The sequence below is a fragment of the Aquibacillus salsiterrae genome (genome assembly GCF_028416595.1).
GTDB classification, from domain to species: Bacteria; Bacillota; Bacilli; order Bacillales; family Amphibacillaceae; genus Aquibacillus_A; species Aquibacillus_A salsiterrae.
In genome coordinates this window covers 101834-126825 of record NZ_JAMQKC010000002.1, presented here as the reverse complement: position 1 = coordinate 126825, position 24992 = coordinate 101834, and the positions used below count along the sequence as shown (strand labels likewise).

Annotated in this window: 22 protein-coding genes and 1 CRISPR repeat array; of the genes, 6 read left to right on the top strand and 16 right to left on the bottom strand. The window is 37.5% G+C overall.

What is annotated here, in order from left to right; genetic code table 11:
- Positions 1-68: 68 nt before the first annotated feature.
- The 4 genes from NC799_RS03180 to NC799_RS03165 all read right to left on the bottom strand — a co-directional run bounded on the left by NC799_RS03180 (position 69) and on the right by NC799_RS03165 (position 4328).
- On the bottom strand, positions 69-1439 hold the full coding sequence (locus NC799_RS03180; RefSeq protein WP_272444888.1) for an ABC transporter substrate-binding protein: 1371 nt from the start codon (positions 1437-1439) through the stop codon (positions 69-71).
- A 121-nt stretch (positions 1440-1560) separates the two neighbouring features.
- The gene (locus NC799_RS03175; protein ID WP_272444887.1) at positions 1561-2580 is read right to left on the bottom strand and encodes a Gfo/Idh/MocA family protein; all 1020 of its coding nucleotides are present in this window, start codon (positions 2578-2580) and stop codon (positions 1561-1563) included.
- Positions 2581-3028: 448 nt separating this feature from the next.
- Entirely contained in the window at positions 3029-3805 is a 777-nt protein-coding gene (gene lgt, locus NC799_RS03170; RefSeq protein ID WP_272444886.1) for a prolipoprotein diacylglyceryl transferase, read from the bottom strand.
- Positions 3806-3908: 103 nt separating this feature from the next.
- A complete protein-coding gene (locus tag NC799_RS03165) occupies positions 3909-4328 on the bottom strand; it encodes a Fur family transcriptional regulator (protein ID WP_272444885.1) in 420 nt (139 codons plus the stop codon).
- Between the two features lie 183 nt (positions 4329-4511).
- On the opposite strand from NC799_RS03165, the gene NC799_RS03160 reads away from it, so the two are divergent.
- The 3 genes from NC799_RS03160 to NC799_RS03150 are packed head-to-tail and all read left to right on the top strand — an operon-like array spanning position 4512 to position 7046.
- The gene (locus NC799_RS03160; RefSeq protein ID WP_272444884.1) at positions 4512-5408 is read left to right on the top strand and encodes a metal ABC transporter solute-binding protein, Zn/Mn family; all 897 of its coding nucleotides are present in this window, start codon (positions 4512-4514) and stop codon (positions 5406-5408) included.
- 51 nt (positions 5409-5459) lie between these two features.
- A complete protein-coding gene (locus NC799_RS03155) occupies positions 5460-6242 on the top strand; it encodes a metal ABC transporter ATP-binding protein (protein ID WP_272444883.1) in 783 nt (260 codons plus the stop codon).
- 12 nt (positions 6243-6254) lie between these two features.
- Entirely contained in the window at positions 6255-7046 is a 792-nt protein-coding gene (locus NC799_RS03150; protein WP_272444882.1) for a metal ABC transporter permease, read from the top strand.
- Positions 7047-7551: 505 nt separating this feature from the next.
- Here the strand turns inward: NC799_RS03150 and NC799_RS03145 are convergent.
- On the bottom strand, positions 7552-8370 hold the full coding sequence (locus NC799_RS03145) for an alpha/beta hydrolase (RefSeq protein WP_272444880.1): 819 nt from the start codon (positions 8368-8370) through the stop codon (positions 7552-7554).
- A gap of 248 nt (positions 8371-8618) precedes the next feature.
- Between NC799_RS03145 and NC799_RS03140 the strand changes: the two genes are divergently transcribed.
- The 3 genes from NC799_RS03140 to NC799_RS03130 all read left to right on the top strand — a co-directional run bounded on the left by NC799_RS03140 (position 8619) and on the right by NC799_RS03130 (position 11083).
- Entirely contained in the window at positions 8619-9773 is a 1155-nt protein-coding gene (locus NC799_RS03140; protein ID WP_272444879.1) for an endo-1,4-beta-xylanase, read from the top strand.
- A 330-nt stretch (positions 9774-10103) separates the two neighbouring features.
- Positions 10104-10682 carry a biotin transporter BioY gene (locus NC799_RS03135; protein ID WP_272444878.1) on the top strand — a complete coding sequence of 193 codons (579 nt, stop codon included), beginning with the start codon at positions 10104-10106 and terminating at the stop codon, positions 10680-10682.
- Positions 10683-10753: 71 nt separating this feature from the next.
- Positions 10754-11083, top strand: coding sequence for a CHY zinc finger protein (locus tag NC799_RS03130; protein ID WP_272444877.1), 330 nt, complete (start codon positions 10754-10756; stop codon positions 11081-11083).
- A gap of 353 nt (positions 11084-11436) precedes the next feature.
- Positions 11437-13599: a CRISPR direct-repeat array (repeat unit 32 nt; unit sequence ATTTCAATCCACGCACCTATGTTAGGTGCGAC).
- Positions 13600-13766: 167 nt separating this feature from the next.
- Here the strand turns inward: NC799_RS03130 and cas2 are convergent.
- The 11 genes from cas2 to NC799_RS03075 form a co-directional block, all read right to left on the bottom strand.
- The gene (gene cas2 / locus NC799_RS03125) at positions 13767-14057 is read right to left on the bottom strand and encodes a CRISPR-associated endonuclease Cas2 (protein WP_272445199.1); all 291 of its coding nucleotides are present in this window, start codon (positions 14055-14057) and stop codon (positions 13767-13769) included.
- Positions 14058-14066: 9 nt separating this feature from the next.
- A complete protein-coding gene (gene cas1c, locus NC799_RS03120; RefSeq protein WP_272444876.1) occupies positions 14067-15098 on the bottom strand; it encodes a type I-C CRISPR-associated endonuclease Cas1c in 1032 nt (343 codons plus the stop codon).
- On the bottom strand, positions 15082-15756 hold the full coding sequence (cas4, locus tag NC799_RS03115) for a CRISPR-associated protein Cas4 (protein ID WP_272444875.1): 675 nt from the start codon (positions 15754-15756) through the stop codon (positions 15082-15084). The genes cas1c and cas4 overlap by 17 nt, the downstream gene beginning before the upstream one ends.
- Positions 15746-16609 (bottom strand): type I-C CRISPR-associated protein Cas7/Csd2, encoded by an 864-nt coding sequence (gene cas7c, locus NC799_RS03110; RefSeq protein WP_272444874.1) that lies wholly within the window; start codon positions 16607-16609, stop codon positions 15746-15748. Before cas7c ends, cas4 begins: the two co-directional genes overlap by 11 nt.
- A 12-nt stretch (positions 16610-16621) precedes the next feature.
- Positions 16622-18499: a type I-C CRISPR-associated protein Cas8c/Csd1 gene (gene cas8c, locus NC799_RS03105; protein ID WP_272444873.1), complete on the bottom strand. Its 1878-nt coding sequence runs from the start codon at positions 18497-18499 to the stop codon at positions 16622-16624.
- Between the two features lie 4 nt (positions 18500-18503).
- On the bottom strand, positions 18504-19217 hold the full coding sequence (gene cas5c / locus NC799_RS03100) for a type I-C CRISPR-associated protein Cas5c (RefSeq protein WP_272444872.1): 714 nt from the start codon (positions 19215-19217) through the stop codon (positions 18504-18506).
- Between the two features lie 187 nt (positions 19218-19404).
- On the bottom strand, positions 19405-21849 hold the full coding sequence (gene cas3, locus NC799_RS03095) for a CRISPR-associated helicase Cas3' (RefSeq protein ID WP_465248822.1): 2445 nt from the start codon (positions 21847-21849) through the stop codon (positions 19405-19407).
- A gap of 478 nt (positions 21850-22327) precedes the next feature.
- Positions 22328-23134, bottom strand: a complete 807-nt coding sequence (locus NC799_RS03090) for an urease accessory protein UreD (protein WP_272444870.1) — start codon at positions 23132-23134, stop codon at positions 22328-22330.
- Entirely contained in the window at positions 23118-23756 is a 639-nt protein-coding gene (gene ureG / locus NC799_RS03085; RefSeq protein ID WP_272444869.1) for an urease accessory protein UreG, read from the bottom strand. Before ureG ends, NC799_RS03090 begins: the two co-directional genes overlap by 17 nt.
- A 24-nt stretch (positions 23757-23780) precedes the next feature.
- Positions 23781-24515, bottom strand: a complete 735-nt coding sequence (locus tag NC799_RS03080) for an urease accessory protein UreF (RefSeq protein WP_272444868.1) — start codon at positions 24513-24515, stop codon at positions 23781-23783.
- On the bottom strand, positions 24457-24900 hold the full coding sequence (locus tag NC799_RS03075; RefSeq protein ID WP_272444867.1) for an urease accessory protein UreE: 444 nt from the start codon (positions 24898-24900) through the stop codon (positions 24457-24459). Before NC799_RS03075 ends, NC799_RS03080 begins: the two co-directional genes overlap by 59 nt.
- Positions 24901-24992 lie beyond the last annotated feature (92 nt).

Genomic DNA, 24992 nt, shown 5'->3' with positions numbered 1-24992 from the left:
TTCAGCTCCTTTCTTTAGAGGAAATGGAACTCCGTCAAATACAGAGTTCCATTAAATTTTATTGGAACTTAATCCCAGTTTAGTCCCAATTGTTTCGCTTGTTTCTTTACATCATCGTCATACATTTTAGCTGCTTCTTCAGCTGTCATTTGTCCGCTTCCAACTGAAGTACAAATTTGCGGTAGGTTAGGTCCTTTAATCGGAGAAACAAATTCAAGTGCCGGGGCAACATTACCAGATTCAAAATATGGAACTAGTTCCTTTACAGCCGGATAAGCATCCTCTGGTAAATCTACACCTTTTATAACAAACGGCCCTATACTCTTGTCACCTTCCTGATATGCAGCTATTCCCTCTTCAGAAATATAATACTCTAGCCACTTTTTCGCAGCTTCCAATTTTTCAGTCTCTTTATTAATCATTATAGCGTCCGGCATCCACACCGTATGACCATTAACTGACGGATCGTCACTTGGTTGCGGGAATGCACCGATATCATTAACCTTATCACCAAAATTTTCAGCTATTAGTGGCAACACTTGTGTCAGCATTGGATAATGTGCACCAGTTCCTTCCGCTAACATCTTCATCCCCTGATCGTAAGTAGCAACAGTATAATCCTCATTCATAAATCCTCTTTCACCAATCTCTTGAATTCGAGCAAATCCACGTAAAGCTTGAGGGGTATTAGAATACTTTGCTTCACCCTCTGTATAGCTATCAGCAAAGTCTGGAACCTCAGCCTGTACATTATAGTAGTCGGCTAGAATTGGAAGCTGGGAAGTCCAGGTTTCTCCATAAGTACCAATAACAGCTGTTTTTCCTGCTGCTTTGATTTTTTCATTGTTCTCCATTAATTCATCCCATGTCTTTGGTACTTCCAAATTAAGCTCTTTATAGATCTTTTTATTATAGAGCCATGCACCGACTTGACTTGACCTCGCTGGAATTCCAAATAATTTTCCGTTACTTGTAACTACAGGTTTATAGGAATCCATAATACGATCCATAAATGGTTCATTAGACAGATTAACAAAATACTTTTCTGGATTTAATGCCATTAACAAAGACCCCGAGTTAAATAAAGTTAAATCTGACATTTCACCAGTTGCCAGACGGGTCTTAACGATATTTTCCCCTTCAGGACCACCGGGGCGAACTTCTACTTTTGTTTTAATATTCAAATCCCTTTCAATGCCCTCTAAAACTTTTTTAAAACCTGGTGTAGATGCAGTTTCTGAAACCAAAATACTTAATTCAACAGGCTCATCTGATGTACCTCCATCATCACTGCCTGAAGATGTTTCACTACCAGATTCTCCCCCACTATCATCTCCTGAAGCAGTTTCCCCTTCCGAGCTATTACATCCTACAAGCAAAAACATAAATAGAACTGCACCAACTAGAAACGTGAGCCAATTTAGTTTGACCTGACGCATTAACAATTCCTCCCTTTATTTATAATACAACCCCTTAATTAGTTGTAATCGCTTACAAATTGTTTTTTACACTTAGCTATTCAGGGTACTTTTTTAGAAACTTGGATAAGTTAGTAGAGTTTCATGAGATGATATGCTGATTTATTTGTGGCACTTCCACTACAGACCCCTGGTTACTATGGGACTTTATTGCAGCTTCAATCACTTCTTGCACGGCAAGAGCATCTGCTCCAGAAGCGCTTATCTCTTCAGGTGGGACGGCGTTTTTCACTTCACGAATGAACTGATCAAAACGATTAGCAAATGTATCGTGGAATTTACCAACGCCTGTCATAATAGAATTTCGTGTCGCAATAAGTTCGTCTCGTTGGTGTGGATAAAAAGTAAATCTTTCATAAACATTATCAATTTCAAACCGGCCATTGTCACCAGCAACCTCACAATACTCGATTGGATGCCTTCTTGACATATCATAGCTACCCGTCAAATGTCCAACAGTTCCAGATTCAAATTCCATATTAACAGAAACTGTTGACCATGTCTCCCTACCTGGGGCTTTAGTCATAAAGGACTGAACACGGCTTATTTCGCCACCAAAATAGCGCATCACATCGATGGAATGGGGATGAAGGGCACGCATATGGAACCATGGTGTCAAGTCCTTTGGATTTTGAATCGTTAGCTTCATGTTAATGAATAGTAACGAGCCTAATTCTCCAGTTTCAATTAACTTCTTGCCTTTGTAGGCTGCAGGGACAAATCGATGGTTCAAGTTACAACCGAACCGAACGTGTTTTTCCTTAGCTAGCTGAACCATTTCCCTTGCTTCTTCAATCTTATTTGAGATTGGCTTTTCAACTAAGACATCCTTACCAGCTTTAATTGCCGTCATGACTGGTAAATAGTGATGACTACCATTTTCTTCTCCTGCCGTAGCAACGCTTACTATATCTATTTCTTCTACTTCAAGCATCCGTTGTAAATCTGTATAGCAAGCAACACCATATGCTTCTGCTGCATGTTTAGCTCTCTCTTCTACTAGATCACAAACAGCAACGAGCATTGTTTCAGGATGTAAATGGTAGTATTGGCAATGGAGTTTTCCTATTTTGTTAACCCCTACGACAGCAACCTTTAACATCTTGACCCACCTTTCATCCTTATTTACTGTTATTACTGAGCACCTCTCACCCCCAACCAATTGGTTAGTTATTATAGTAAATCATGTAAACGCATTCATCATAGCCAATAAGGACAACTTTTAATGTCCGTATCGAGTATAGTATGTCTGCCTTATCAGAAATAATATTCATTAAATATCAATCGACACATTTCCAAAAACCTTGCAATAAAGCATTCTCCACGACTATTTCAATAGTTAATTTTGTTTGATCATATCAATTTTGTGATAAATAATAATAATTTTCTTGTTCGATTACGCCATCTTAAAAAAATAAAAAACTGGCAATTCTGTTAACTCAGAATCCACCAGTTACAAAAAACTAAAAACTATCACTACCAAAATTACAATCTGTGTTTTGTTCAATTGTCTACCCTTCTTCATTATCACAGAGTATCATTTGAAAACACTAGCTGATTTTCATACTTATTTGCTTGTTGCGTCGAATTATGATCGCCACAGCAATTATAATTGTCACTACACTGGTTACCTGCGCGCTGCGTAAGTCAAAAAATATTAATATACTATCACCACGGATAAATTCGGTCAAAAAGCGAACAATTGAATATAGAATGAGCATCCAAAGAAATCTAAAGCCTACATACATTTTTTTGCTTTTAAAAGCGAGTAAGAACCACATAATCATTAAATCCAAAACAGCTTCGTATAAAACCGTTGGAATAAGAGGAACAGGACCATTAGCTATATATGTTTCCGTGCCGGGTTGTTGATAAACAAAGCCAAACGTTTCTGATACGATTCCGTATTCCCCACCCGCCAAGAAGTCCCCTATGCGGCCAATTGCCATACCAAGAATTAGTCCTGGTGCGAGGAGATCAGCAAACTCCCAAGCAGAGATCTTCCGCTTTTTGGCAAACCAAAACCCGACCAAAATACCACCTAAAATACCACCTTGAATTGCAAGTCCACCCTGCCAAACAGCAAATATTTTGGCAGGATTCTGCCCATAATAACCGATATTAAGAAGCACATACCATAAGCGCGCCCCTAAAACCCCCCCAATCATCGCATAAGTCATAAAATCATACACAAGGTCGGGATTAAAGCCTTGCTTTTTCGCAAGCCTTACTGATAACCACATTGCAAGAAGGAACGCAACAACCATTCCTAAACCGTGCATGGATAACGTGACACCACCTATACTAAACAAATCATTACCTATCAACTTAAGTCACCCCTTCATTTATGCTTCATATAAACAGCTAATATAATAACATGAAAATGTGTAGAATCTGTGAAGGTGGGCCCTCACATGTCCTGCCCCTGGATTAACTTCTACAGTCCTTACAATAGCCGTAGATCTCAAAATGATGACTATCTACCTTAAAGGTTTTAGGTAAGGAAGGAGTGATGTCCATTGGGCAAAATTCAAGTGGAATCGTCTTTTTACATTCTAAACAAATAGCATGATGATGGTGAGATGATAGATGACACATTTTAAATTTAACGCCATCAGGAAAATGAAACTGCTCTAAAACACCAATATCTAATAGTCTGTTTAAATTTCGATAAACGGTATTAAAGCTTATATTAGCGAATTTTTTTGACATTTCTTCATATACATTCATCGGAGTTAAATAATCTTTATTTGAAAATAATCGAGCTAATTCTTTTCTTTGATCTGTTATTCGCCAACCCTTTGTCCGCATAGCCCCAAGCATATCTTTTTTCACTTCACTTTGACTCACTTTTTTTCCCCCTATATCTGTTTCTTTTATCATGAACAACACTAAAAGCACTGTCAATCAATTAATTGAATAAAAAAACATCTTGACACTACTAATCGTAATCATTATGATTAACACATCTGATTAATCGTAAACTTTACCATTAATGTATCATAAATGGGTAAATCAAGGGTGTGGAAAAAGATGAAAAAGAAAGTTTTTTATTTTTTATTTACCATTATCATTAGCGTTTTGTTAGCAGGATGTAGTGCAAATAATGATAATCAATCTTCTAGAACGGACATCAGTGTTGTTGCAGCGGAAGGATTCTATGGGGAAATTGTAGAGGCAGTTGGAGGAGATTTAGTAGAAGTTATGTCTATTATCGATGATCCAAATATTGCCCCTCATGATTATGAAGCAACTCCTTCAGTGTCTAAAGCCGTTAGTAAAGCCAATTTAATTGTCTATAATGGAGCAGGTTATGACGATTGGATGGAAAAACTTTGGAATGCTTCTTCCAACAATGAAAATATCAAAAGAATAATCGTTGCACCAGATTTAATGGGAGTCCAGCCGGGTGAAAATGTACACGTTTGGTATCATCCAGAAACGATGCCCAAACTCGCGAATGAATTGGCCGCTCAACTATCGGAGATTATGCCAGAAAAAAAGGATACTTTCAATCGGAATGCTAGTGAATTTATTTCTTCGCTTCAGCCATTAAATACGCTGATCGATCGTCTAAAACAATCAGAACCTGTTCTAGTTGATACATCGGAACCAGTGTTTGATTATATGCTAGCGGCTCTGAACTTTGAAGTGAATAATCCGGATTTTGAATTAGCAATTGCGGAAGGAACGGATCCCTCACCAAAAGATTTAGCTGCCGTCCAATCGGATATAAAAGAGAAAAGGATAGCATTTTTTGTGAATAATATTCAAAGTGATAGTCCAATCATTCAAAATCTCGTAATGCTAACGAAAGAGAATGATGTCCCCGTTATTGAAGTAACAGAAACAAATCCAAAGGGAAAGAATTACGTCCGATGGATAACGGACCTATTAAAACAGATGGAAAAAGTAATGAAGGAAAAATAGTTTTGTTTTAGCATTGAAGGCAAGCGATGAAAATGAGAGGGGGGCGTGAGGATGGGTTATCAACTTTCTCTAGAGGATATTTCTGTTCACCTAGGTAATGAACAAGTTTTACAGGATGTATCTTTTACACTAAATGCAGGAGAATTTTTAGGGGTAATAGGACCAAATGGGGCTGGGAAATCAACCTTGTTGAAGGTAATACTTGGGATAATTAAACCGAATAAAGGGCGAATTACCCCGCAGAACAAAAATTCTGTGATTGGATATGTGCCACAATCCAGGCCGATGGATATGGGAAATACAATTGCGGTTAAAGATTTTGTTAGCATGGGTTTACCACATTCTATTCGCCCATGGCTTACAAAAAAGGAAAAGCATATGGTGAATGAAATTATAGCATTGACACAAATCGGTGAATTTTCTCATAAATCCATCAGTGAATTGTCAGGTGGTCAAAAGCAAAGAGTCTATTTAGCACAGGCATTGGCAAGGCAGCCAAAAATAATGCTTCTGGATGAACCGACATCTAACTTAGATCCGGCTGCACAGGAACAAGTAACATCAATTGTTCGAGACACTTCAAATAAGCTAGGAATTGGTGTTATTTTTATTAGCCATGATTTAAATCTTGTTTCCCAATATGCGGATCGAATCCTCTATTTAACAAAAGGGAATTATGCAATTGGGACTGTCGGGGAAATGATGAAGTCATCTGTTTTATCCCAATTGTATGGAACAAAAGTGGAAGCAAACGCGGATGGGAATTCTTTTCATATTTCTCAATCGAATCAAAGTGAACCCATCAGTAGTTATTCTTACAATGGGACGGAGTAGAGGAGGGATTGCATGTTTGCTTTCGATTTTATGCGTCAGGCCTTTCTGGCAGGAACGATCGTAGCAATAATGGGAGGATTTATTGGTGTTTTTGTGATAGCAAGAGGATTATCCTTTATCACTCATACTTTTTCGCATATTGGTTTTTCTGGGGCAGCATTTGCAGTATTCATGGGGTGGAACCCATTTAACGGTTTACTTCTCTTCACAACACTTAGCGCCGTTTCAGTTGGTCAGCTTGGTGTCAAATACTTTCGTAGAGATGCATCAATTAATGTTATTTTGAGTGTGTTTTTAGGAATGGGTATTTTATTTTTAGCCTTGTCTACGAACCAAGCTTCTTTTGTTTCCAACATTTTATTTGGAAGTGTAGTTGGTATTGGAATGAAAGAAGTATGGAAGATTGCAATATTATCATCGATTGTTTTTATGTGCTTGATTGTAGGATATCGAATGTTGAAGTTCGACTCATTTGACCCAGTAGGAGCAGAAGCTGCCGGTCTACCAGTACGCAAGATTTCTATCGGTTTTCTTGTATTATTATCCATCGCTGTCGCAGAAGCTGTGCAAATTGTAGGAGCTTTACTCGTGTTTACACTTATGACCATACCAGCATCAACAGCAAGATTAATAACTCCCTCTATATTTAAAATGATTATCTGTTCCATTCTTTTATCTGTTGCAAGTGTTTGGATTGGCTTAACGCTCGGGTATTATACTGATCTACCTATCAGCTTTTTTATTACTTCCATACAAGGTATCTTTTATATTAGTGCAATTTTGTTCCATCAATTAAGTAGGTAGTTCTTTTGGTGATTAATAATTAAGAAAAGCGTAGGCGCCTTGGTCAGACTAAGGCAGGCATAAGACAAGACCTGACGTGGCTGTTTTTGCCATAGAAGGGTTTGACTTATGACCTCAAGGAGGGCTAGGCGCTGTAGCTAGATATCTCTTGCATTCTTTACAAAAGACAATCCTCCAAAGGTTTTCTTGACGAATCGGGTTGGGTTGGGTTTCCACCAACTGAATTAACGGCTTGTGGGTACACTACGCAAAAAAAAGAAAAAAAACGACCTGATTGCCATTCGCAATCAAGTCGTTTTTAATTATACCATCACTTTACATATATCGTTGGTAATCAAAGCGAACTCGTTTCAGCAAGCTGAAACATAGGGGAATCAAATGGAGTCTCGACTCCACCTGATTGGAAATTCCCACTATGCTTCGCTTAGAGGTGAAAGTCTAAAACCCTAAAAACATTTTAAGATCAACAAAATCCAGGCTGGACGACACCACCTGGACTTTTTGTTTATTCAAAAGTCTCCGTTAACCACTCTTTACAAAGTTTCATCCACGTAGCAACATGTGGATCTGCCATTCGTTCATTGGTAGCTGTTTCTTTTGTTGCGAGTGACAACCCGTGTACCCCTTTTGGATAGATATGTAATTCAAATGGAACATTAACTTTCCTTAATCCTTGGGCAAATAACAAACTATTTTCAACCGGGACTGCTTCGTCTTCAACGGTGTGCCACAAAAATGTTGGTGGCGTTTGAGGGCTAATATGATTTTCGAGAGACATTTCCTGATACAAGTCTTCAGAAGCACTGTCTCCTAATAAATTGTCAAATGAACCTTGATGACGATTAGGCCCTGCACTAATGACAGGATAACTAAGAATTAATGCGTTTGGTTTGTTTTTCCCTACTTCGATTCCTTCCACTTGATAAAGGTGTTCTTTATCCCAATGAACACCAAGACTCGCTGCTAAGTGCCCCCCTGCCGAAAACCCACAAACAGCGATTTTGTCTGACTGAACCTTCCAAGTTTCAGCACGGTCGCGAATGATGCACATTGCACGAGCAACATCTTGGATTGGTTGTTCATAATTTTTCGGGGTTACCGTATAATACAACACGAACGCATGAAACCCTGCTTCATTAAAAGCCAGTGCAATCGGCTCTGCCTCCCGTTCGGAAAGATGGGCATATCCACCTCCAGGACAAATAAGAACTGCCGGCCGCTCTGTTTCCCCTTTTAACACGTATGTTTCTAGCCTTGGTATATTAGTATCTTCCACTCTCCATTGCTTTGTATTTTCCCAGATTTTCATTTCCATATTAATCATAGACTTTCACTCCCTAGTGTGATAATAGTTTATTATACCGTTAATTGAAAGCGATGTCATTTGATTATTCTAATAATAATTAAGTTCTATTTTTTACTACATGATCCTTTCTTTAGGAACTATGACCTGGAACTAATTTACTGTTTTTGGTAAATATGTGAATATTAGTTTATATATTGAACAAACTAAGTTACAATGAAAGTGCTTTCAGCTGATAAGCAATAAAAAGGAAAAGGAGAATGGAGATGTTGAGCAAAAAATTACGTAATACAGTGATAACAGGAATGGCTTTGTCGTTAATTCTTTCAATCGGAACGACTAACATCTTTGCACAAAGCGATACGCAAGAAGCGGTCAGCGCTATTGAAGCAGATCCTATCAAGGATAGGTACGAAGACTCGTTTGATATAGGCGCTGCAGTAGAACCATATCAATTAGAGGGTGAGCAAGGAGAAATTCTCAAACGTCATTATAGTAGCATTGTTGCTGAAAATGTAATGAAGCCAATTTCCATCCAACCTGAAGAGGGTAAGTTCAACTTTGAAGAAGCAGACAAAATCGTTCAGTTTGCCAAAGATAATGACATGGAGTTACGTTTTCACACGCTTGTATGGCATAGCCAGGTGCCAGACTGGTTTTTCATCGATAAAAAAGGAAATTCAATGGTAGATGAAACTGATCCAAAACAGCAAGAAAAAAATAAACAACTATTGTTGAAACGTCTTGAAAAACATATTAAAACCATAGTTAAGCGTTATAAGGATGATGTAGATTCTTGGGATGTGGTAAATGAGGTAGTTGATGATAACGGAAATCTTCGTGAATCTCCTTGGTACAAAATAACTGGGACGGACTACATTAAAACTGCATTTGAAACAGTAAGAAAGTATGCGGATGAGGATGCGAAACTGTTCATAAATGACTATAATACAGAAGTTGATCCAAAAAGAACTGCACTATACGAATTGGTTAAAGATTTACTCGAAGATGGAGTACCTATTGATGGTGTGGGGCACCAATCACACATTCAATTAGGTTGGCCGTCTACAGATGCTATGGAAGAAACGTATCAAATGTTCGCTGAGCTAGGGTTAGAGAATCAAATAACCGAACTTGATGTAAGTATTTATGGCTGGCCACCGAGTGGAGAATTTAATACTTATGAAGAAATAACAGATGATGTTTTACAACAACAAGCGGATCGATATAATGACCTATTTAAATTATATGAAAGAAATCAGGATATTATTAGTAATGTAACCTTTTGGGGCATTGCAGACGACCATACTTGGTTAGATGATCGGGCAAGCCAATACAGCAATGATGGTATTGGTAAAGACGCTCCATTTGTGTTTGATCCTGATTACAACGTAAAGCCCGCTTATTGGGAAATTATGGATTGATGTGATAGAGGCAAAAAAAAACGGTTGTCTTAGCCCACTACAGCTAAGACAACCGTTTTTAGTGTTGTTTATTAGCCTTTCACAGACCCCATCATTCCCACAACAACGTGTTTTTTGCATGAAGAAAAACATGAAAAATATTGTAATATAAGCGTTTGTAGAAGTGCATTTTCTAAGATATCAATCCCATAAATACTCCATCCCATAATCTATTTCCTTTAGCTTTTCCACCTTTAACGTTAACCAAAATAATTAATAGTTGACAATTAAAATAAATTTACGCTATAGTTTACTCGTACATAAAGTTTATAAGAAAGCGAGGAAACTAATATGAAGTTTCGAGCAATTGATTTAACGATGTCAGCAATGTTTGCAGCACTGATGGCGATTGGTTCAAACATTACCTCTTTCCTTATTGTTGGGGGCGTGCCAATCACATTGACAACCTTTTTTAGTATTTTAGCAGGGCTATTATTAGGTAGTCGATTAGGGGCGGTTTCAATGACCGTTTATGCACTTATTGGACTAGCTGGCGCACCAGTTTTCGCTAATTTTTCCGGAGGATTGTCTGTCATGGTAAGCCCTACGTTTGGTTTTATTTTATCTTATATTCTGGTAGCGTTTGTCGTAGGTAAAATTGCAGAAAATCGTTCTTCGCGCACAAGTTTCATTTTTGCAGCGATTGTTGGATTGATAATTAATTATGGGTTTGGCACAAATTGGATGTATTTTGCTTATAAATGGTTAGCTTCTACTGACGCAATTAGTTATAAACTTGCATGGACATGGATGATTGTACCACTACCTAAAGACATTATCCTAACCATTTCCGCTGGAGTCCTAGCACTTCGCTTGCGAAAGAACATTCATAAGATTACTAATGTGTTTGACAAAGAGACGATAGCTTAGTTACAAGTCTTTTAAATCAAGAGAGCGTCTGAGACAGAACCGTATTAGTTCTGATAGAAAGGATGATAAATATGTTTATTCATGGTGTGAAAGTGAATGGCGCTGTACTTGATCAACAAACCAGATGCCTCCACTATCAGAAAGATGTTGATATTATTGCGATAAAATTCAAATGTTGTCAAACCTACTATCCTTGTTACCAATGCCATCAAGAACATGCCGACCACCCTGCAAAACAGTGGGAAAAAGAGCAATTTGACGGGAAAGCTATTTTGTGTGGCAGTTGTGGGACAGAACTAACTATTCACGAGTACCTAACAAATAACTCCTCGTGTCCAGATTGTAAAGGCTCGTTTAACCCTGGGTGTAAAAACCATGCACACTTATACTTTAAGATGTAGGTTTTTGAATAAAAGTGCAGCACGTCTTGTTTATCCTAAGGCAGGCATAAAACATCCCTTCTGTGGCAGTCTTTGCCACAGAAGGGATTGACTAAGAACTCTGTGGTGCTAGGTGCTTGGGATTAAATTTTATGTTTCTTCTTTTTCAAAAAAACTCCTGTTCTCTTATCCACGTAAGATGAGCTTCCAGAGCTTCTAGTTACCCTATAACTAATCTGAATTTATCACAAGGAATTCGCTTATCTCTATTCTAGAGCCACTCCTTGTTGGAACTATCGTAACAATTTCATTGACCCACCCCGATTAACCGGTTACCAATGAAAGTTGTGACGGGAATCAGCTTCTATGCTCCTATTTCAATTCATGCACCTATGTTAGGTGCGACGTGTTGTAATACGTGTCGTGCGTGATTTGGATATTTCAATCCACGCACCTATGTTAGGTGCGACGCAGGTCTTTTTACGGGTGACTTCGGCAAGATGTGGATTTCAATCCACGCACCTGTGTTAGGTGCGACTTTTTGCAATTTCACTGCCATGTGCACGTTGATAATTTCAATCCACGCACCTATGTTAGGTGCGACCTAGGTGTCCCTTCTTCCACTTCTAATCCTATATTATTTCAATCCACGCACCTATGTTAGGTGCGACTTAAATTCCTCTGTATCTTGAAATCTATCAAAACTATTTCAATCCACGCACCTATGTTAGGTGCGACTAACGGAAAGTTGCCATCCTACCGTCTCTTAAGGTATTTCAATCCACGCACCTATGTTAGGTGCGACGGACATGTTTCCATCCTTGGATATCGAACCAGAAATTTCAATCCACGCACCTATGTTAGGTGCGACAAATGCCGGTGGTGTTGGTCGATTTTTACGACTGGATTTCAATCCACGCACCTATGTTAGGTGCGACTATTCCAAAAGATAAAGGGGGTGCTATATAAATTATTTCAATCCACGCACCTATGTTAGGTGCGACTAACAGTGGCTGTGCTTTCCCCATCAAAAACCAAAATTTCAATCCACGCACCTATGTTAGGTGCGACAGAAACAGCAAATAAGCTTCGTATGGCCGTTTTAATTTCAATCCACGCACCTATGTTAGGTGCGACAGACCGAGCTCCGAATGATGAAAGAGCTTGGTGATATTTCAATCCACGCACCTATGTTAGGTGCGACGCTGGACCGCACTATCACCTATACAGTTCTAGTAAATTTCAATCCACGCACCTATGTTAGGTGCGACAAAGTATTTATCCTCATATATAGCATGCTCTTTCAATTTCAATCCACGCACCTATGTTAGGTGCGACCTGCGTATCAATGTTGTTAGCAATATTAGGTTTATTTCAATCCACGCACCTATGTTAGGTGCGACTAGAGATACTATTGTTTGCCTCTTATGTTACAAGAATTTCAATCCACGCACCTATGTTAGGTGCGACGATAGATGGAGCAGATAATTTTATAATAACGGAATATTTCAATCCACGCACCTATGTTAGGTGCGACCCATATCGATAATTACTTGTCTTGACCAATGTAAATTTCAATCCACGCACCTATGTTAGGTGCGACTTTAAATAGTTCCCACTTGTCTGGTTCATGATGAGATTTCAATCCACGCACCTATGTTAGGTGCGACTATGTCAAAACGATTGAGAAAGCTATCTATGGACATTTCAATCCACGCACCTATGTTAGGTGCGACTTACAAATAATCATTTCATTCCCCACGGACTAGACTATATTTCAATCCACGCACCTATGTTAGGTGCGACACCAAAAAAGGATGGTGGTACTTATGGCAAAGTTCAATTTCAATCCACGCACCTATGTTAGGTGCGACTAAGTACGCAGTTAAACAACATTCGTTCATGCCAATTTCAATCCACGCACCTATGTTAGGTGCGACTTTAATTTATGAAAAGGAGGTTTAACAAATGCCTATTTCAATCCACGCACCTATGTTAGGTGCGACCACTTGAAAAAGGGGCCAAAGACAGGGCAAGGGAAATTTCAATCCACGCACCTATGTTAGGTGCGACCATTAAACATTTGTCATTGCCGACAAAAGATTTTAATTTCAATCCACGCACCTATGTTAGGTGCGACTACCACCTGAAGGACAATGGCAGGATTTCGGTCATATTTCAATCCACGCACCTATGTTAGGTGCGACTTATCAGTAAACCCCAACATCTCGCCCAACCCTAATTTCAATCCACGCACCTATGTTAGGTGCGACAATTTTAAAAGCACTAGAAACGCTAAATTTAACAATTTCAATCCACGCACCTATGTTAGGTGCGACCTCCGGCCAGTTTAATAACTCCCTGCAAGTTACGATTTCAATCCACGCACCTATGTTAGGTGCGACTAGACGAGTTTAGATATTGTTCAGCATTTGCAGATATTTCAATCCACGCACCTATGTTAGGTGCGACTTCTTGTCGCTCATATCACTGGTTCTTATAGCGATTTCAATCCACGCACCTATGTTAGGTGCGACAGCGATTTTCCTTTAAAATGAGCCTATAGAAGCTTATTTTTAAAGAAAATTGCTATTTTTTTAACTAAAAGAACGAATTTCTACAAAAAAACAGTCAAATATTGATTAAAAAATTCAAATAGATGGTGCGAAACTACTAAGTAATACGTGTTCACTATATACTCGCACTAAAAAATTAACGGTTCATCTAAATCAAGCGCATCTTTGACCCCAACGTGCTCTACCTTATTTTTATAATTATTTCCTAATTGATAAAACCTGAGACTATCTTGATTTTCATCAATTAAATCAATTAGTTCAAATTTTAATGCAGTAAACTGAGTTGAATCAACTACACATTCAAAAACTGAATTTTGCACACGTTGGCCATGATTCTGACACACTTTTGCTACCTTACGAAGTCTTTTACGACCGGCACTACTTATCGTACTTACATCATAGGTAATTAAAACTAACACAACTATCACCTACTTCCATAAAAACGGTGGGTACTCATCTAAATCATTCCTTAAATAGCGCGCTAACAAGAGAGCTTGGGAATGGGGTACTAGCCCCCACGATATTTTTTCCCCAAGGTATGGATGGGTAATCTTTTCTTGTTTTTTATTCTGCCATGCACTTATGAACTTTTTTCTTGCATCGTCTGTCATGATAATAGCTCCACTTTCTTTCTCGAAAAAATCTTTTTTGTTAACAATTTTTTTATTTATTAAGGAAAGGACAAAACGATCTGCGTACACACCCCGCAACTCTTCCATTACGTCTAGTGCTAACGATGCCCTACCTGGTCTATCGCGGTGTAAAAATCCAACGTAAGCATCTAAACCAACCCCCTCTAATGCGCTTGCAACATCATTTGCTAATAGTGTATAAGCTAAAGATAGCATGGCATTTACATTATCAAGTGGTGGTCTTCGAGAACGTGAGTGAAAATAAAAGTCTTCCTTTTGCTGAAGAATCATCTCATCAACTAATCTATTATAACTTATAGCCGCTTGTCCTTCTAAGCCTCTTAACCTTTCAAGATCAATACACTCCCTTACCTCTACCATAATAGACGATAAGTGTTTGGAAGTTTCTTTAAATTTATCTACATCGATACGCAAAGGGTAATCTCTTGTCATCCTTTCAATAATCCATTTGTTATTGTAAATTTTACCGATAATAAAGTTTCGCGCAATTTCGGCAGACATCTTCTCGTCATCTGAAGCACGATATTGCTTTTTTCTCAACACAACGTTTCCTCTACTCTCACCTATTACTCTAGCAAGAAAGCGCCCGTTTATCGTCATGAATACTAAAGCAATGCTTTTATCTGCGCAATAACCCATTAACGCTGGACTTGCACCAGTATAACCAAAAGAAACTACCGATTCTAGGTTATGAAGTGGGACTCTTCCTAATTGCTCCTTTTCCTTAAGCAAAACAATATTGTCTCCATCTAATGATAGATATACATCAGGTTGTGTAATAAATAATGTGTTAAGTAATTTTCTCATCTTTTATTTTCCCTTCAATATAACTTTTCACCGATCTTTTGTTCATCAGCTTTGGTAAACAAATGTTTTGAAGGGAGCAGCTTTTACAAAACGAGCCTGTTTTTACTTTCGGTGTATATCTGTCTTTATAATATTTCTCCATTTCAGTAACAATAGTTTTTACTTTGTTTTTCAATTCAACTGTTAGAGGGACTTCTACGCGGTGTTTTATTTCATTATAGTATAAATATCCCACTTCAATTTCACAAAGTAGCATTTCCTCTAAACAGATAGCTTGAGCTGTTAATTGTAAAACATCTTCATCTTTCATCTTCGGCTTGCCACGTTTATATTCGACTGGATATGTGAGATACTTCCCTTCAGCACCATTAATCGGTATTCCGTTTTTATCTTCTATAAATTCTACCACGTCACACACACCACTAATTTTAAGTTCATTTGACTTTACCGGCATGGCGCGGACTATAAGTTTATTTTTTCGCTTTTCTCTGATAAGTGGTTGGTCTGCTTTCCGATGTAGATACTGCCCTTCAGTGGTTTTTACGTTTTCAGCCCATTGCTGTTCAATATGAATCAATGCCCACTGCCTTTTACAAAATTGGAAGTGTTGGATTCCTGATAACAACAAAAAATCTTCCTCTTGATTGTTACTTTCCATCTAAAACAGCTACTTCCAATCCTTCTAGTTCCTCTAAATTAATTTGGTAATCTGCAAGAGTAGCAGGCTCTTCCACTTTTGATTCTATTTGTAATAACCGATGAACCTTAGCAGAGGAGTATTGTCCTAGTTTAGTATTGTGTTCCCACCAATAAACCCTGTAAACTTCCATACTTCCTTCTGGTCTTGCAGCTGAAGCATCATTTTCAAACAAACTAATTAATGCCTGCTTCATCTTTTCAGCATCTTCTTTGGTAAAACCAGTTTTTTCAGCAAGCTGTGTGTTTATACTGCCATAAAAAACATATAATCCGTAATCAACACGATGTTTCATACCCATTGTATCTGAGCCCCGCTCCTTACCTGATTCTGAATTAACACTTTTAGTAATTTGCATACTTGTAATGTCAATTGGGTCAATGCTTGTAGCTGTATGAATCGATACCGGTCCTCTTACCCCAACCGAAACTCCTGAGCCTTTTCCTTTCCCTTTAAAAGCGAAAACTTGTCCAAAACTACGCACATCAATCCATTCAGAACAAGCAATTTTAGCAAATTCATCATTCTTGCTTTCTTTTGATTTTAATATTTCGTCAAGTTTAGTGTTTGCCTCTGCACGTTCCTTTAAGCTAGAAAAGCCATCTGTATTTCGATCATTTGATTGAACAAAAATAGCTTCTCCTAAATCTTGAAGACGATTTCTTATTTTCCTTTTTATTGCAACATCAGATATTTCTCCATGACCGTTATAATTTTGTCTAGGACGATTTCCATTCAATGGATCACCATTTGGATTAGCATTGCAGACCGATAAGACTACAGCAAAATCGATTTTATGATCTAAAATTGTCATTTTTTTCTCTCCTCATTTTGAGTTTTCTTCAACTGGTTCTTTCGCTTCCTTTTTCTGATACAATTCATGACGTTGACTATATAACCCTAACAAATACTTTCCTGAAAGTGGTTTATTATTAAAATCATCTAGTTCTATTTTCGATGCAATTTCATCCATTAGTTTTGTTAAATATAACCCATTGGTCCCTAATCGTGCTTGGTATGGTTGAAGACTATCTTGAATTGTTTTCCATGTTCGAGCAGGATGCTTAGAAAACCCATTCATATAACGGATCGCATTTGTTGATCTTGTTTCTTCAGACCCCAATGCTCTTCTCTCTAACACATCTGCAACTGCTAATAAACGCCCAAACAAATAGTCACGGTCCTTACTTTCTTTATCTAAAGCCACTTCAAACCCCTCCTCTCTATTTATGACTGCACAAGCTACACTTAGTGTTTTTTCCCATTCCCATTTTTCCATTGAAGCAGGATTAGATGCCCGTTGTAGGCAACTTTTTACGATATCTTTAGGTGTTCTTTTATCATCTACAATACACGGAAGCAGTCGTTCCATTAATCCTTTGACAATTTTCTCATTTGCCCTTGGTCCATAAGCTGCATATGCGATATCTTTAGTCGCAGGAGCACCTATAAATGAAGTACCCTTTTTGTAACCATGGTGCCACACACATGTCGAATGCCATTTTTTCAAACGGTCTAAGTAGATTTCTTTATTAAAATTCCGATAGTAAAGAACCGCCAAGCGACCAGTAGTTGCCGAATCAAGTATCAAAATATTAACATCTGCTTGGGTGGATAAGTCATTTTTATATCCATCTAGTGCTTTTGCAAACTCTCGAGAAAACTCTTTATTTGTAAACAGCGTTTGTGTTGGTTCACCGGATAAACCAGGCATCATCCTACTTATATCAAATGTATCCTCTATCGGACTAGGTAATGGAGAACCCTCGTTTCCCCAAACTAAAAACACACGATTGTCGATTGCTTTACCTTGGCGATTAATTAACCACTTTAATGCATTGTGAGCTTTTTGAGATACTTCATAACTAATGCTAGCCGCTTCAATACTTTTATTAAATCTTCCCCTATAAGTAAAGCCTGCTTTATCATTAGCAGAAATCAGTTTTGCTTTATCTCCGGCATTTCTAATTTTATTAGCGTGCTTTTCTGTACTCGGTAGCTTTTGTCCAGTTACAAAGCATAAATCCTCGCCCCCCAATAAGTTGTTATAATACTTGATAAAGGAATCGTACATCGCCGTATCATTCCAAACCTTTTCTAGCAATCTCGTTGATGAATGGACATTAAAACGAATAAAGGCACTTTCTTGTCCACCTGTTATTACCGAAAAGATTGCCGGTTTATCTCCATGTAACGACTCGTATTTCTTATCCCATGCTTCAATCAGCTTTTCATCCTTATCTAGATAGAGGATGTTTTCCTTCACTAAATCTTTTATTAATTGTTGTTTCTTTAAATAGCTATATATACTTTTTACTTTATCGTTGCTATAAGGTGATAGCGCCCAGTTCTCTAACTGTTCAATATAATATGTAAAGGGCTCTTCTTTTTTCACCTTACCACCATAGGCAACAAAATCACCAGCCACATAACTTAGCTTGTCATGGAGAGGGTATGGAGCAATTTTTGAGCCTGCCCTACTAGCTGATTCTTCTGTGCTTGGAATCACTGTATTTATTTTGTCAATTACAAAAGCAGAATGGAAGTTGCCATCTTCTGTAATATTTACTTCAATATGTGCATTTTGGGTCGTGTGAGCAACAGGTAAAAGTGTATACTCTTTGTCATTTGCCTTTTTTTCAATGATACCTACCTGGTCAAGATTAGCCTCATAGGTTTTATACAATTGTAATAACCAGCTCATCGCTTCACCTCTCTTCCAATTGGCTGAATAACTCATCTACAGATTCAATATTATTTTTTTTGAAGACTTTCGGTTGCATATCTGAAATCTTGCGTATTTGCGTACATTCATTCGGCTTAATAAAAGAAATAACGCCATCTTTCATTACCGGACTCCAAAGACGAACTTCCATTTCATCTCTACCCGTTTCATCTGGATAATTGATTCCATGAACCATCGTCCCTAAGTGAATCTCACCACCATAATTGTCATAAAACCCTTCCGTTTCACCAAATTCACACGGTTCTACATACCCTTGGCACTCTCTAGCACCTAAAAAAATATCTCGGCGTCCTCCCGCTTTGAGCGAGCGCTTTAGGATGTTGTGGTGCTTATTTTCATTTCGGTCAAAAGCCAGGTCAGGGCGATACGGATTAAACATAAAATGGGCTCGCACTTGATACCTTACGTCTCGCAAATATGTGTAATTAGCTAATGTATTTCCCCCACCGTATTCAATTGGTCGAACACCTTTCGATTCCATACGAATTGCGTTCATTACACGAACCTCATCAATGACCATTAGTAGTGTCGGCTTCCAATATATTGATTCGACAATACCTTTTAACGCTTGATAAGTTGGAACTTGGTATGATAATTTTTCCCCGCCTAATTTCGTGAGAGGATCAGTAAATAAAGCATAGTCACCAAAAACTTCGAATTCAATTGCATTTCTCATGTTTACCACCTCCTTTAAACTTTATAATAACTATACATCCATAATCAAAAAATTTAAATTATATATTATATGAACTAATATATTTTTTTAATTTTATGATATACTACAGTGTCGCTTTTTAAGCGTGGATTGAAAAATATATTATATGATTTGATTTAAAAACCTATCCATTTTAAGTGATAGGTTTTTAAAATACCAAGGAATCCAAATCATTGTCATTCTCCATAACAAGACCATATTCTTTGTTGTATCCACCGTCTTTCAAAGCATAAACATTACCGTCTAGATAACTGACTATCCCATCATTTTTAATCAAGTGATCTTTTTCAAAATCATAGAGATTAATCGTATACTGTTGTGCTTTTTTTAATAATTTTGAAAGATCCTCAATAGTACGATAACTATTTAATTCCGCTATTATCTCTTTTCCCTCTCCATAAGGCACAATGACAGGCATTGTATTTTGAGCAATAACGCGGAAATTTTCTGCAGCAGTACGATAACTATTAGTTATAAGTAGTTCGATTGATTTGTTATATTTTTTTTGAAAAGCATTATGATAGTTATTTAGATGTCTTGGGGATGTCAGTAACTCGGTCATCTCGATATCTAATTTTGGAATAAAATAATTTAAATCCGACTTTAGAATCTGATAATATTCTTTAAAGTATCTGTCCATCGCCTGTTTCGACAAAATATCTCCCCCGTGGGCATTGTGATCTCCGCGAATATCAACAAGAATTTGTTTAGCGATTTGTTTACCAACTTTAATTTCTTTTAATCGGCTAAGATTTTCTTCTTCATGATCAATAACATAGACATTTTGTATGCTATGTTCCCCGTGGCGGTTACACCTTCCTGCTGCTTGAGCTATCGAATCAAGCCCCGCCAAAGATCGAATCACGCAATCAAAGCTTACATCAACCCCAGCTTCTATTAACTGCGTACTCACACAAATGATAGGTTTGCCCTTATTTAGGTAGTCTCTAATCTCCTTCAATATAATGTTCCGGTGTGCGGCACACATCGACGTACTTAAATGATAGATTGGTATATCCCATTCTGTTTCCTTCAAAAGATTATATAGATTCTTTACTACTGATTTTGTATTTAAAACGACTAACATACTTTGAACCTCTAAAGCCTTCTTCTTTAGAAAATCTATAATTTTATCATTAGTAAAGGATGTATAGCTAGCATTATCTACAATTTCTACCCGTTTAAAATCCTGAATTACACTATCAAGATCTTCAATTATTTCAGCATCTGAAGTTATATCTAATTTATGTTCGACAAAGTCAAGAGCTGGTTGGGTAGCTGTACAAAGTAAGATGCTTGAATTGGAATTGTTCTTCAAAAAATTCACAGCTTGATTAAATAAAGAAATACAGGAGACAGGAACCTTTTGCACCTCGTCAAAGATAATAATCGACTCACTTAAATTATGTAGCCTCCTTATGTTTCGACTTCCATTTGCATAAAACACATTGAGAAACTGTACTAATGTAGTAAAAACAATCGGTGAATCCCAATTATCTTTGGCAAGTTTAAGCTTCTGTTGGGTAGTAATCATACCATCCTGTGATTCATCATCATTTTTTCTATCTTCAATTACATTGGAATGGTGTTCTAAAATGTTAACATCATCTTCTAGAATTGTTCGTACCTCTTCGGCATTTTGTTCAATAATTGTTGTATAAGGAACAACATAAATAATGTGTTTTTTATTATATGATTTTGCATGTTTAAGCGCGTACCTTAAGCTAGCAAGCGTTTTCCCTCCGCCAGTTGGGATGGATAACGTATAAATTCCTGAAGGTCTCTCAGCAAATTTATCGCATCGATCGGACATTTGACTTCTAAGTACGTTTATTTTTTCATTTACATTCTGTTGATTTTTAAAGAATTCTATTTTTTTCATTAGCCTTTGGTAATATTGCTGGAATAATTGATTGACGTCTAGTGTTTCTTTAAATTTATTGTTTTCCTCAAAAAGTCGTGTATTGGTTCTATCTGCATCAATTAATGAGCTGAAAATATATTTTGTTAAAAACATGAGTTGTTCCCACCACTTATCTTGTGGATGTCTAGACAAATATTCTTCTAATTCCTCAGCAGCTTGGTCAACATAAAGACTAAATTCCTTTTCACTTATGACACGATTAAAAAAACATTGTTTCGTTAAATTGAATTCCGAAAGTTCCTTGTCTGCCACCCTATTTAAATACTTTGAATTCAATTCAGGGTCTAGAAAATCATGGAGGTAGGAATGGTGAGAAATGATAGCGTTACCAACTACTTCCGATAAAAAAACTTTATACATGTTCTCCCGTAAAGTCTCTTGGGTATGTAGTAGTTCATATAAAAGTTTTCCCCCTGCCGTCGAATGATCGACACTTCCTTTTTTTGGTGGTTGATCAGGATTATTAACAGCTTCCAGAAGATATGATTTAAATTCAAGCGTATACTTCCCTAAATCATGTAACATTCCAGCAAGACCAGCTATATGCCTTATTCCTATTTTCTCACCATAAGATTCAGCCAATTCCTTAACTTCTAATAAGTGGTCTTCTACTGTCTGTATTTGTTTATCATCTTCTCGGATATGTGCGATAGATTCCAATTTACACATCCCTCCTACGGTAGACTGTGTATCGGGTATTATTTATAGTAATATTTTCCAATACTTTACTTGGATTGTCAATTAACTACCTACTAAATTTGTCATGATCTGTACTAATAATTTATTGATTCATTAATTTTGGGAGCTCAGTTATATAAGTGAAACATCTGTGCGGTCGCTCCTTCGTCTTCGAGCTAGGGTTTCTCAGACAGAAGTTATAAAACACCAAAAGCCGACTCGAACTTGTTATGTACAGAGACGGCTTTTATCTAGTTTATTAATTTTTCACCAATAAGAGTTATGTTGTAAGGTCTAAATTTCTTAGTTTTTCTGATCATCATTAATACGTGCATCATTTTGAACCAATACACCATAAGCATTCCCTTGCATCTTAATTCAATGAGAAGTATTTTAAATTTATTGTAGAAATTAAGACAGATCCCTCTCCTTAATCAGCGCTAAAGAACCTATAAGTCATTGTTCGTAGCTACTTGGTCAATAAATGCATATCTAGAGTTTCCATTTCTCGTTTTATCAGTGGTAAGTTGTTAGATAACCAGCGTACTAAAATACCTTTACCGTCTAGTGTGGAGATGCCTGATTTATGGTTTTCGGTTTGGACAAGTAATTTCTGAAACTCCGTACTGTCAACCTTACTTGCCTCTGAGCAAATAAACCATAAATTCCCGATATAATTAAAGTCCTCTAGCACACTCAATTGCTGAAGCTCCTGCTCTTTCGGATGTAATTTCAGAGAATCATAAACGACACACTCTGCCTCCATCCATACCTCAAGATGCGTGTTACATTCCTGGAAAGCAAATTTTTCCCCTCTTTTTTCCCGACCGGAATAAATAATTTCGTTCCATAAAAGGCTTGAGGAATTGGTCATTTGAACGCGAGATTTACCATTAAACTTCGCGCGCTCAAACGGAATAATTTCATCTCTATTCCATTCAAGATGACTATTTTCTCCGATATGAATCGTAATTGTCTGCTCACTTGGCTGATTATTAAAAGCAGGATATACTTTTGTTGCGGATTGTGGCTTCAGTACGACTTCTGTATTTTCCTCTAGTTCAACAGTAAAATCATTTCGATCACCAGCAACCAGGCCACCAGAAGACTCCATTAAATAGACAGTTGCTTTCCTAGTTCCTTCTATATATAATGCACGACTGGCTTTCAGTGGCGGTTGCTGATAACAATCAACTAAACTCGTTTTACCTCGAACATTGCGAAACTTTATATCTAGTTTTCCGTGTGACGGTGCAGCTTTAGTTACTGCTGACATTCGCAACCTCTTCTGTGCTGTCCTCAAGCAACATGTAATACTTAATCCAATTGACTACTTTATCTGTTTCCACACCCTTTTTCACATTGGTGAACACAAACGGGCGGTCCTCACGGGCGTTTTTCGTATCTTCGCGCATCTTATCCAAATCAACCTCTACATATGGTGCAAGATCAATTTTGTTAACAACTAATAAGTCAGAGCGTGCAACACCAGGGCCTCTTTTACGAGGAATGTCTCCACCTTCTGCTACATCAATCACATAAATATAGCCATCGACTAACTCCGGGCTAAATGTCGCAGATAAATTATCTCCACCACTTTCAAGTAAAATAATATCTAAATCGTCAAAACGGCGCTTCAATTCATCAATTGCTTCAAAATTCATCGATGCATCTTCGCGAATTGCTGTGTGTGGACATCCCCCGGTTTCTACGCCAATAATTCGTTCTTTCGGCAATACACCGTTTTTTGTTAAAAATTCCGCGTCCTCTTTCGTATAAATATCATTGGTAATGACACCGATACTGTAATCAGCCGCCATTTCTCTAGTAAGTCGCTCGACAAGCGCTGTTTTCCCTGAACCAACCGGTCCTCCAACTCCAATAATAACTGGTTTCATGTTTAACAATCCTTTCCATTAATTTTAAGAAATAAACAATCTAGAATGTAAATACGCATGCTGCATCGATGCAATTTCTAAACCAACTGCATGGTTTGATAGATCGTCCAGATTAAGATTCATCGCCTTTTTTGCAGCTTCGATAATTTCAGGTATTAGTTTATGAATAATTTCGATTCCGGCTTTTTGGCCAAGCGGAATGGCCCGAACCCCGTTGTGAACCAATGAAATTGTCGAAGAATATAAATAAGTTAAAATAGTCGTAAATAAGTCAAACGCCATTTTTAACGTGTACAGGCTGTAAACAATCGGGAAGTGACCCTTCACCTGCCCATTATCTAAAGCTGCTTTCCACTTCGTTAAACCTTCGTCAGGAAAAACAGGTAAGATGCCTCGCAAAAATTGCTTACCCATCATCTTACTTGCCTCTCTTGTTTCGGTTGCATTTTTACTCGCGTCACAGATGTTTTCCAACCGTACAATCGCGTTCCAATCATCGTTTTGAAAATGCTCGTATGCTTCTTTAACAAAAATTGCATCCGTAAATAGTAGATTTTCGCTTACATAAGCTTTCAGAAAACTAAATAATTTCTGTTTAGTTAGAATGTCATCGGATTGAATATACGTTTCCATTCCAAACGATTGCGTATAAGATCCAATCGGAAAAGCAGAATCGTGAATGTGCATTAAATATAGAAAGTTAGTGTTTATGCCCTCGGTATTTAAAGGGCTGCTTGAATCTACGCTCTGTTTCTTCATATTTAACACCTACTTCTTCAAAAAGCCTAACTAGCGTTTCGTCATAGCGAACAATAATTTCATCACTCGATATCAAGCATTGGGTATGGCGGTTACCTAGTTCAAACGCCATTTTGCCCATTTGGGTATTCGACACTGGATAAATGATATACACTTTTTCCTTTTTGGTCCGGATAACCACTTGCATTGATTCGTCTTGATAAATAATGTCACCAACCTTTAGTGGTTCTTGTTCCTCTAATGAAATAGCAATATCTGTACCTTTATTGGTTTTTTTACGCAAAATTCGTTTATTTAATTCCTCCCAATCAAGCTCGATCCACTCTCGATTGGCATGGATGTTTTCATCGTTATCAATATTTCCAATTACTTGTTTGGTTAACATGCTCCGTCACCTCTGTTATTTGAATAAGTTGCTTATAGCGCAGTTTTGATAAAATTACCTACAGAAATTAGGTTGGTTAATTCGTTTGACTA

What these genes read in the sequence shown, in the direction of transcription:
- NC799_RS03180 (WP_272444888.1), bottom strand. Translation starts at nt 1,439, where the DNA reads ATGCGTCAGGTCAAACTAAATTGGCTCACGTTTCTAGTTGGTGCAGTT.
- NC799_RS03175 (WP_272444887.1), bottom strand. Translation starts at nt 2,580, where the DNA reads ATGTTAAAGGTTGCTGTCGTAGGGGTTAACAAAATAGGAAAACTCCAT.
- NC799_RS03160 (WP_272444884.1), top strand. Translation starts at nt 4,512, where the DNA reads ATGAAAAAGAAAGTTTTTTATTTTTTATTTACCATTATCATTAGCGTT.
- NC799_RS03155 (WP_272444883.1), top strand. Translation starts at nt 5,460, where the DNA reads ATGGGTTATCAACTTTCTCTAGAGGATATTTCTGTTCACCTAGGTAAT.
- NC799_RS03150 (WP_272444882.1), top strand. Translation starts at nt 6,255, where the DNA reads ATGTTTGCTTTCGATTTTATGCGTCAGGCCTTTCTGGCAGGAACGATC.
- NC799_RS03145 (WP_272444880.1), bottom strand. Translation starts at nt 8,370, where the DNA reads ATGATTAATATGGAAATGAAAATCTGGGAAAATACAAAGCAATGGAGA.
- NC799_RS03135 (WP_272444878.1), top strand. Translation starts at nt 10,104, where the DNA reads ATGAAGTTTCGAGCAATTGATTTAACGATGTCAGCAATGTTTGCAGCA.
- NC799_RS03130 (WP_272444877.1), top strand. Translation starts at nt 10,754, where the DNA reads ATGTTTATTCATGGTGTGAAAGTGAATGGCGCTGTACTTGATCAACAA.
- cas1c (WP_272444876.1), bottom strand. Translation starts at nt 15,098, where the DNA reads ATGAGAAAATTACTTAACACATTATTTATTACACAACCTGATGTATAT.
- cas4 (WP_272444875.1), bottom strand. Translation starts at nt 15,756, where the DNA reads ATGGAAAGTAACAATCAAGAGGAAGATTTTTTGTTGTTATCAGGAATC.
- cas7c (WP_272444874.1), bottom strand. Translation starts at nt 16,609, where the DNA reads ATGACAATTTTAGATCATAAAATCGATTTTGCTGTAGTCTTATCGGTC.
- cas8c (WP_272444873.1), bottom strand. Translation starts at nt 18,499, where the DNA reads ATGAGCTGGTTATTACAATTGTATAAAACCTATGAGGCTAATCTTGAC.
- cas5c (WP_272444872.1), bottom strand. Translation starts at nt 19,217, where the DNA reads ATGAGAAATGCAATTGAATTCGAAGTTTTTGGTGACTATGCTTTATTT.
- cas3 (WP_465248822.1), bottom strand. Translation starts at nt 21,849, where the DNA reads ATGTGTAAATTGGAATCTATCGCACATATCCGAGAAGATGATAAACAA.
- NC799_RS03090 (WP_272444870.1), bottom strand. Translation starts at nt 23,134, where the DNA reads ATGTCAGCAGTAACTAAAGCTGCACCGTCACACGGAAAACTAGATATA.
- ureG (WP_272444869.1), bottom strand. Translation starts at nt 23,756, where the DNA reads ATGAAACCAGTTATTATTGGAGTTGGAGGACCGGTTGGTTCAGGGAAA.
- NC799_RS03080 (WP_272444868.1), bottom strand. Translation starts at nt 24,515, where the DNA reads ATGAAGAAACAGAGCGTAGATTCAAGCAGCCCTTTAAATACCGAGGGC.
- NC799_RS03075 (WP_272444867.1), bottom strand. Translation starts at nt 24,900, where the DNA reads ATGTTAACCAAACAAGTAATTGGAAATATTGATAACGATGAAAACATC.